The sequence below is a fragment of the Armatimonadota bacterium genome, from assembly GCA_039679645.1.
GTDB lineage: Bacteria > Armatimonadota > UBA5829 > UBA5829 > UBA5829 > UBA5829.
Genome location: JBDKUO010000011.1, coordinates 1 through 8,692, shown reverse-complemented (window position 1 = coordinate 8,692; position 8,692 = coordinate 1). Strand labels below are relative to the sequence as shown.

The window sequence follows — 8,692 nt, the reverse complement described above, 5'->3', positions numbered from 1 at the left end:
TGCTTTTATTGGGGTAGATTTTTTACTTTTTCCGCACATTGAATACTTGCCACGCTCACTGCTTGGGGCTTTTACTTTCTTTGAATCAACAGAATTGAGATCAGTTACAGATAACGCAATTGCCTCTTAGAGATAAATTCGTGCTGAATTTGCGCATAGTTGACAAGGTTCCGGGCGGACGAGTAATCTGTGATTATTACCGGATGCGTTTACTCGATCTTGCGATGCCAAGGAGACCAACATGAGAAAAATCGTATACGCGGTTGTGTTTTTGTTCTTGTTCTCAAACGCTATTGCTCTGGCAGATGGAATGATGATAATCGACGAAGCGACTTGGAAGCAGCTTCGTGAAAAGTCCATGATTAACGAGCCGGAGCAAAAGGCAGTGGTCTTTTATAGTAAAGGCAGGGAGCAACTCATTATAAGCCCGAGCTACGAAGGACCGACTAGCAATTTTGCATGGGTAGTCCCGGTTCCATCCAGGCCGAAAGTCGAGATTGTGAAGGGCGCGATTTTTCACGAGCTTATGGAGCTTACCATACCAAAGACGCGCGTTTTCGGCAGAGGGACAATAGCCAGTGCGAAGCCGTCACCCGCTGTCACTGTGATCGAGCGCAAGACAGTCGGCGCATATGATGTGAGCGTACTCTCCGCCAGGGACGGCAAAGCACTCATGAAGTGGCTGAAGGCAAATAAGTATCACCTGCCGGATAAGGCGATTGAGCCTATAAGGGATTATGTGAAGCATGGGTGGACGTTTGTCGCCTGCAGGATTAAGATTCCTGCATCAGCCAAAGGGCTGAGCACAGGCACACTTGCACCGCTCAAACTGAAATTCTCCTGCAGGCAGCCGATATACCCGATGAAACTCTCATCGGCAAACCCGAAGCAGTTCGATATCCTGGTCTATCTGGTGATGCCGAGCACGGAAATTGAGCCCGGACAAAAGAGCATTCCGGTTATCGGCTCGCCCGGGCCGATTTATCCCTCAACAGTTTACGAATCCGCAGTACTCAAAGCTGGTCAAAAAAGTTACCCAACACTTGCAAAAATAAGCTCTAAGAAGCTGCATGTATACCCGCTCAACTGTTTTGTATTGCCAAAAGAATGCAAGCAGGACATTAAGTGGGTAATTCCCAATTGAGTCAACACCTGTCTTAGTTACCCTTGCATAGAATCTATGTCAGTTAAGCGCTATACGGGCGACAACAGGCAAGTGGTCCGATGCTCTTGTCGTTACCGTTTTACATGACATGGGGTGCAGGTCAGGCGTAGTGAGAATGTGGTCGATGCGAAGCAGCGGGAAGCGTGACGGATAGGTATAGCCCAGACCGAGTTCGGCAGCGGATGTGTTTGGAAACCGCCTGGCGAGTCTGTAATACACTACTCCTCTTGGCGGCATGTTGAAATCGCCGGCAATAATAGTGCGGCTCTTTTTAGTTTTCTCGATCAAATTCCTGACCTGAACCGATCTGGACTCGATGTTTCCGCACAGGTGAGTCTTGGAACGACTTTGAGGAGCGCCTGAAACGTCGGATCCAAAGTGGACGCACACCAGATTCAGCCATCCGCCGGGTGCGCTCATTTTTGTCACCAGAGCTCTTCTGCCCGAATCCGGAAGCAAGAGAAAAGTGCTTGGAGATGCCAGAGCATGCCTGGATGCAACGGCAACATCGTATGCTTTAACAACATTCCAGCCGTTTGCCTTAAGCCCGATAATAAGTGGGCTAAAATCATCGACTTCCTGTAAAAATACGGCGTCCGGAGAATTTTGCTCGATTACCGACAGCACGTTTTGGGCATTATTGATCCCACCATGCACGTTCCAAGTCATCACGCATATCTGAGCCGAGTCCGCGTGCTTGCCGAACCCAAAATTGAAACCCATAAACACAACCACAAACACGATCATTATCACTATATTGAGCAGAATAACTCTTCGTTTTCCAGCGCGTATGCTTAGAGCCAGTGATATGAAGATCGGTATTCCGAGTGGAAGCTGCGGCATGTATGTTATTAATGCTGACAGCCCATGTCTTTCGCCTACGATGAACTCCGCAAAGGCAAGCAGAGTGATCCAGACGATAGAAAAGACAGCAGCTATCCAAGCTATCAAGCTGATCTTGCCGGGATTGATCATGAAAGCTTGCCCTTTTTGCATATTCCCTGGAACCTGCACCAGGCGCAGTCAGACGGCCCGCCGGTCATCGGAAACTGCTCGATATCCGCGGGGCCGAAGGTGGGCTCCAGGTTCACCATTTGATTGAAACTCTCTTTGACCTCCGCCTTTACGTTTTCGATCTCTTCGTCAGTAGGCGAAAACGAATCAACATTAAGCTCGGGATTAAGATATACCGCTGCAAGTCTGGTCTGCTGCGGGTCCCACTCCCATTTGCGCTGAGCATATAGGCTGTAGAGTGTGAGCTGTTTGCGGTCGGCAGGATTCGGGCTGCCCGTCTTCCAGTCTATGATCGTGGGTAAGCCGTTTGAATGAGCAAAGTCAATGGTGCAGTAGACTTGTATTCCATCCAGATCGAAAGATGGGAAGCTCTCCTCTTCTATTTCTATCCACTGCTTCGGGTCGCCGCCTGCTATCTCGCTCCAGAAATCGGACTCGATGAGGTTCGTCACGCATGCCCATGCCGACTGCTGAGCGTCTCTTGCGCGCTCGTTCATATTGGGAAATGAATAATAGTGTTCGAGCAGACTGGTAATGCTCGACGCTTTTCTGCCCGGTGGGCGATTGTCAATATGCCACAGGCGCTTTGCGGATTCTGCGTATCTTTCGCGGATAAGCGATGTCACGGCCTCGCGCGCCAGCCTTGCGTCTATCTTTTGGTCATATTGAATAGACCGCAAAGCTCTCGCGATCACGCTGTGGACGATCTGCCCGCGAAGCATAGTGAGAGTGGTGAGGTTGCGCATCTCAAAGAGACGCCACCTGGCCTTTGGGTCCTGCCCCCAGAACCTGTGAAAGAAATAGTGGCGGCGGCAGGAGTCGAAGTGAGTCTTGCGGGAAAACGACCACGATAGATTTGATGGCTGCCAACTTTCCATATCTCCTACTTATTCATTTCTTCTCTCTATCCTGCAAGGGAAAGGCTCTGCGCGCGTTGAAGAGGTATTGGTCAATAATTGGAGGTTCATGTTAATGCAATCAATCGAAGCGATTGAACTTAATCGCCTTGTCATCCATGGAATAAACAATCTCTCGGACGAGCCGGATATCGCCGAGAAGGAAGAGACCCTTTCCGAGGGTCTGCGGCACTTTTTTGAGGAGCACATACGCAACTGCGTCAAATCATCGAGCGCTAAGACAGCCAAGTTCAACAGCTCTGAGACCACTATTTCCACATGCGCCGCTCATATTATCGAGGCCCCCGATACATTTGTGGAGCAGTGCAAAGTGATAGGCATGTGGTTCGGCCATCAGATGGAAAAGTCGTCCCAGGTGCAGGCGTTTCTCGCCATCGCCCTCTTTACCGATCTCGATACAGAGGACCGTTACCTGGCGCTGCTCAAGATGGACCCGGTAAAGGCGTTCGTAAAGCGCGGCGGAGGAGATTTCGAGCAGCTTCAGATTCTGCCCGACCCGACCCGCCAGCTTTTACGCTATGCCATCGTTCGGCCTTACGATGATGAGACCCGCTACGACGTAATAATGCGAAACCAGCCCGCCTCCAAAGACGAGGACTCTGAGACAACTCAAATGTGGCTGGAAGCATTTTTGGAAGCGACTGAAGTCGCGACCCCGCGTGAGATGACCCAGCTTGTGGTAAAAGAGACCGAGAAATGGATCACGCAGAACGAAGAGGCGCTTGAAGAAGAAGAAGCGACTCAGCTACGCAACGCCGTGCGAACCCTCGCTCAGACCGAGGAGATGGATGTAGAAGCAATAGCCGCAGAGGCTATAAAGGACGACAGGCAGCGCGAGGAGTATATCGGCAGGCTGCTCGATAAAGGACTAACCGAGACCACGTTTACACCAGACCGCGCATGGGCGGAGCGCACAGCCCGTAAGACGACTTACATGTGCGACGACGGCGTCCAGATCAGTGGCCCGAGCGATGCAATCGACGACGTGGTCCAGGTCCTTCCCAAGACCCCCGACCGCAGGACAAGGGTTGTTATCGAGACCAGAAAGTTTCAACAGAAGTAGGAATAAGGCAAATGGAGTTAAAAGAAGAGACAATAGACAGCCGAATAGCATTTGAAGGGCGGTTGATTAAGCTGAGAGTGGACACTGTTCGGCTGCCGAGCGGCAGGCAATCGACCCGCGAGGTTGTGGTTCACAGAGGGGCTGTGGCTGCCGTGCCGATGCTCGACAGCGACAGGATCGTTATGGTCAGGCAGTTCAGGCAGGCGGCGGGTGAAATCCTGCTTGAGCTGCCCGCCGGGACGCTTGAAGCAAACGAGGAGCCTGTGCACTGTGTGTCCCGTGAGCTGGAAGAGGAGATAGGCTACAAGGCGGGCAAGCTCACCCCCCTATTCTGCTCATACCTTGCCCCGGGCTATTCCAGCGAGATGCTGCATATGTTTCTGGCCGAAAATCTTGAAAAGATCCAGGCGCGCCCTGAGGATGATGAGTTTATAGATATCGTCGAGGTTAGCATAGATGATGCTGTGGAACTGATACGCTCAGGAGGCATCAAGGACGCCAAGACTATCTGCGGGATCATGATGGCTCAGAAGATACGTTAAACGTTTCGACATTATGACTTGAACAGATCCAAGTATTGCACGAAACAAAATGCTCTGCTTCTGAATGGTTTTTCGGTTTCGGTGAGCACACCGCGTTTTATGAATGCTTTTAACAACTCATTTGCTGTTGGATGCGTTATGTTCATATGTCTTTGAATGTCTTTGCTTGTTACAATTGGGTTTGAGTAAAGAAACTTCAACATTTCCTGACACTTTTGCAGCCGCTTGCCTGTGTCCAACAGCTTTCTTTCAGTTACTACTCTAAGTGCAACAATTTGCTTGAGAGTATCTTTACTGTTCTGTGCTACACTTTTAACTCCCACCAGGAAGAACCTGACCCATTGCTGAATATCATTTGTCTGGCGTACCATGGTAAGCGCGTCGTAGTATGATGCCTTATGTTTCTCGAAGAAATCGGACAAATATAGTGTAGGTTTGTCCAGAATACCCTTTGACAATAAGTGCAGCGTTATCAGCAAACGTCCAATTCTGCCGTTGCCGTCCAAAAACGGATGAATTGTCTCGAACTGGTAATGGCTGAGGGCAATCTTAATAAGCTCCGGGACGTTGAATTGGTCATTGTGCCAGAACTCTTCAAGGTCAGCAAGCAAAGTTGGCAAATCATCATGATGTGGCGGAACAAAGAATGCATCAGAAGGACTTGAACCACCTATCCAGTTCTGGCTTCTTCTAAGTTCGCCTGGATTCTTGTGTTCCCCTCTGACGCTGTCGAGCAAGACAGCATGAGTTTCTTGAAGTAACCTAACAGATAAAGGCAGATACTTTAGCCTGTCTATTGCATAGTTCATCGCGCTGGTATAGTTTTGAATCTCTTTCCAATCATCCCTGCGTTCTGGTAAAACCTCTTCAGCAGAAACAACCGCCTCTTCAATAGCAGTCTGAGTGCCTTCTATTTTGCTGGACTTAGTGGCTTCTTTTAGAATGTGCATGTGTATGAAGAAATCAACATCAGGTATTAAGGTAGAATATGCATTCAACTCACCGAGGTACCTGTTTGACTCTTCCAGAAGCATATCGATCCTTTTGTCTTCCCAGTCAAAAGGCCTGTTTATTAACGAGGGTTTGAAGCTTCGATATTTGTATTGTTGGATGAATGTGCCAGCTACAAAGTTGCCTCTGCTCATTTTTATCTCCACCTATGTAATCATATTGGAGATATTTTACGTTATACGCTGCCAAATGTAAAGTTGCACCGACAACTTTACATTTGCGGGTTCGAAATGTAAAGATAGAGTAGAGTAAATTAGGCGCCTAGCGACCGGCTAGCTCAGCTTTGAGAGCAATCTTAGCCTCATTAACATCCTCGTGCAAAGATATGCCCGGCAGAGTATGAAGATGGGTGAGGGTTACGATTCTGCGGACATTTTTGTCGGCAATAACAAGCGCCAGTCTGCCGCCGGACGGGCACACACGTCGATACGCAAAGACCAGCGCAGAAATACCCGCGCTGTCTATATAATGGACGTCGCTCATGTCGATCACGAAGCCTTTGGAAGATGCCATAGCGGCGCTCTCGATTGCTTTTCTCAGCTTGTCGACATTCGGCAGCTCAACATCTCCGCTCACACGAACGATTACCTGTGTGTCTTTTATTACTTCAGCGTCCATTGAATGGGCCTTTCATGACATGTCTACAGTTGTATCCTACCAATGTCTGTGGCGTATGAAACGCTTAAATACAAAAATTGGGTGAGCAATATTGCCCACCCAATTTTCACGATGTCATTCTCAAATCCTGACCCTAAAGGCTTGCGGCGGCTATGCTAAAACCGCTGCCGAATTAGGACGCTAAGCAGTTATCTTAGCTTCACAGCGTCCCAATCTTTTGCTGAGTTCCTGCTGCTCATCCATGAACTCTTCCGGCAGATCATAACCGAACTGATCGAAGAACTTCTGCATTCCGCCGAGCTCTCCAAGCCATGCGTCACAATCTACCTCGAGCAGTTTGTCCATGACCTCGCGGGAAATATCCAGACCATCGAGATTCAGCGCATCCACAGTCGGAACGTACCCAATAGGTGTTTCCTTTGCATCAGCCTCACCTTTGCAGCGTTTGATAATCCACTCGATTGCCCGCAGATTCTCGCCAAAGCCGGGCCAGAGAAATTCTCCGTCTTCATCTTTCTTATACCAGTTGACATGGAATATTTTGGGCGGGCGCGAAATCTTTTGGCCCATATCAAGCCAATGCTTAAAATATTTGCCCATGTTATATCCGCAGAACGGCAGCATAGCCATCGGGTCGCGACGAACTACCCCGACTGCGCCGGTCGCGGCTGCTGTGGTCTCACTGGCCATGGTCGCGCCGACAAACGTGCCGTGCTGCCAGTTGAACGATTCATATACCAATGGGGCCAGCTTGGCGCGTCTGCCGCCAAAGAGAATTGCCGACAGCGGCACTCCCTGCGGGTTCTCCCACTCCGGCGAGATCACAGGGCACTGTGATGCCGGAGCCGTAAACCGGGCATTCGGGTGAGCGCCTTTGCCGTCACTTGCCGGGGTCCATGGCTGGCCTCGCCAGTCGATCCCCTCTTCAGGCGGGGTATCGTCCATTCCCTCCCACCAGACAGTGTCTTCCGGTGTGAGCAGGACGTTCGTAAAAACGGAATTTTTCTTTGCCGTAAGCATGGCGTTCGGATTTGTCTTCATGCTCGTGCCGGGAGCCACTCCAAAGAAACCGGCCTCGGGGTTTACCGCCCACAGCCGTCCGTCAGGGCCGATCCTGATCCAGGCGATGTCGTCGCCGACCGTCCAAACTCTGTAGCCGGGCATGCTCTCCGGCGGGATGAGCATTGCCAGGTTTGTCTTGCCGCAAGCGCTCGGAAACGCCGCCGCGATATAGTTGATCTCACCGTCCGGGCTTTGAATCCCGACGATGAGCATATGCTCGGCCATCCAGCCCTCATGCAGCCCCATATAGCTGGCGATCCTCAATGACAGGCACTTTTTGCCCAGCAGGACGTTGCCGCCATATCCCGAGCCGTAGCTCCAGATGGTGTTATCTTCCGGGAAGTGCAGTATATAGCGTCTGTTTATATCAAGCTCGCCTTTTGAGTGCAGGCATTTTGTAAACTCTTCATTTTCACCAAGGTCATCGATTGCGACCTGACCCATGCGGGTCATGATGCGCATGTTGAGGACCACGTAGATGCTGTCGGTCAGCTCGATCCCGATTTTGCGGAACGGTGAACCGGCAGTGCCCATAATAAACGGGATGACATACATCGTGCGGCCCTTCATTGAGCCGTCGAACATCTCCCCGACCTTGGAATAAGCCTCCTGCGGGTCCATCCAGTTGTTGGTCGGGCCTGCGTCTTCTTCTTTGCGGGAGCAAATAAATGTAAGGTGCTCTGTGCGGGCGACATCATTCTCGGCGGTGCGGTGCAGCACGCACCCGGGCAACTCCTTTTCGTTGAGCTTATAGAGTTCGCCTGTTTCAAGCGCCTCCTGCGTCAGTCGCTGCTTCTCCTGCTCCGATCCATCGATCCAGACGACTTTATCCGGCTTGCATAAAGCAGCCATCTCGTCGACCCATCTTGCAGCTTCTTTGTTGCGGATCATGACTATAACCCTTCCCGCGGCAAATGCAAAAAAACCGAATGACCACCCGAAGCGGGTATCATTCGGCCTCTCTCTCCATAGGTTTCTGCGATAGTAACGGAAGAGCTATACTGCAATTCCTGCTCTCGCCACCAAACCAACGGAGGTCAATGTCTTGACCAGACTACATATTGTCCAGAGAGCCCGTAACCGCCGCGCCAGGCAACCCGTAGGTCGCCACTTTAGTGATTTTGGACTTGCTTGTATTGTAGATTTATTAAACAGTAAAGTCAATAGCCATAACAGGGTGCGTGTCAAATCTACGGAATTTTAATAGGTAAAAGATGAGGCTGCTGGCATGAAAATGGACGGTCAACGCCGAATTCATTTTTGTGAGAAAATAAAGGAGGCGAGCCACAATCATGCCAGC

Annotated in this window: 8 protein-coding genes; 3 read left to right on the top strand and 5 right to left on the bottom strand. The window is 50.4% G+C overall.

What is annotated here, in order from left to right:
• Positions 1-241 precede the first annotated feature (241 nt).
• Positions 242-1,144, top strand: coding sequence for a DUF2330 domain-containing protein (locus ABFD83_02405; protein ID MEN6355918.1), 903 nt, complete (start codon positions 242-244; stop codon positions 1,142-1,144).
• Between the two features lie 39 nt (positions 1,145-1,183).
• Here the strand turns inward: ABFD83_02405 and ABFD83_02400 are convergent, their stop codons facing one another.
• Positions 1,184-2,161: an endonuclease/exonuclease/phosphatase family protein gene (locus ABFD83_02400; GenBank protein MEN6355917.1), complete on the bottom strand. Its 978-nt coding sequence runs from the start codon at positions 2,159-2,161 to the stop codon at positions 1,184-1,186.
• Positions 2,137-3,057 (bottom strand): PD-(D/E)XK nuclease family protein, encoded by a 921-nt coding sequence (locus ABFD83_02395; protein ID MEN6355916.1) that lies wholly within the window; start codon positions 3,055-3,057, stop codon positions 2,137-2,139. Before ABFD83_02395 ends, ABFD83_02400 begins: the two co-directional genes overlap by 25 nt.
• A gap of 94 nt (positions 3,058-3,151) precedes the next feature.
• Between ABFD83_02395 and ABFD83_02390 the strand changes: the two genes are divergently transcribed.
• Positions 3,152-4,159, top strand: coding sequence for a nucleoid-associated protein (locus tag ABFD83_02390; protein ID MEN6355915.1), 1,008 nt, complete (start codon positions 3,152-3,154; stop codon positions 4,157-4,159).
• 11 nt (positions 4,160-4,170) lie between these two features.
• On the top strand, positions 4,171-4,701 hold the full coding sequence (locus tag ABFD83_02385; GenBank protein MEN6355914.1) for an NUDIX hydrolase: 531 nt from the start codon (positions 4,171-4,173) through the stop codon (positions 4,699-4,701).
• Positions 4,702-4,712: 11 nt separating this feature from the next.
• Here ABFD83_02385 and ABFD83_02380 read toward each other — a convergent pair whose 3' ends face one another.
• The 3 genes from ABFD83_02380 to ABFD83_02370 form a co-directional block, all read right to left on the bottom strand.
• A complete protein-coding gene (locus ABFD83_02380; protein ID MEN6355913.1) occupies positions 4,713-5,846 on the bottom strand; it encodes a Fic family protein in 1,134 nt (377 codons plus the stop codon).
• A 127-nt stretch (positions 5,847-5,973) separates the two neighbouring features.
• Positions 5,974-6,330 carry an STAS domain-containing protein gene (locus tag ABFD83_02375; protein MEN6355912.1) on the bottom strand — a complete coding sequence of 119 codons (357 nt, stop codon included), beginning with the start codon at positions 6,328-6,330 and terminating at the stop codon, positions 5,974-5,976.
• A gap of 180 nt (positions 6,331-6,510) precedes the next feature.
• On the bottom strand, positions 6,511-8,283 hold the full coding sequence (locus ABFD83_02370) for a phosphoenolpyruvate carboxykinase (GTP) (protein ID MEN6355911.1): 1,773 nt from the start codon (positions 8,281-8,283) through the stop codon (positions 6,511-6,513).
• Between the last annotated feature and the right edge of the window lie 409 nt (positions 8,284-8,692).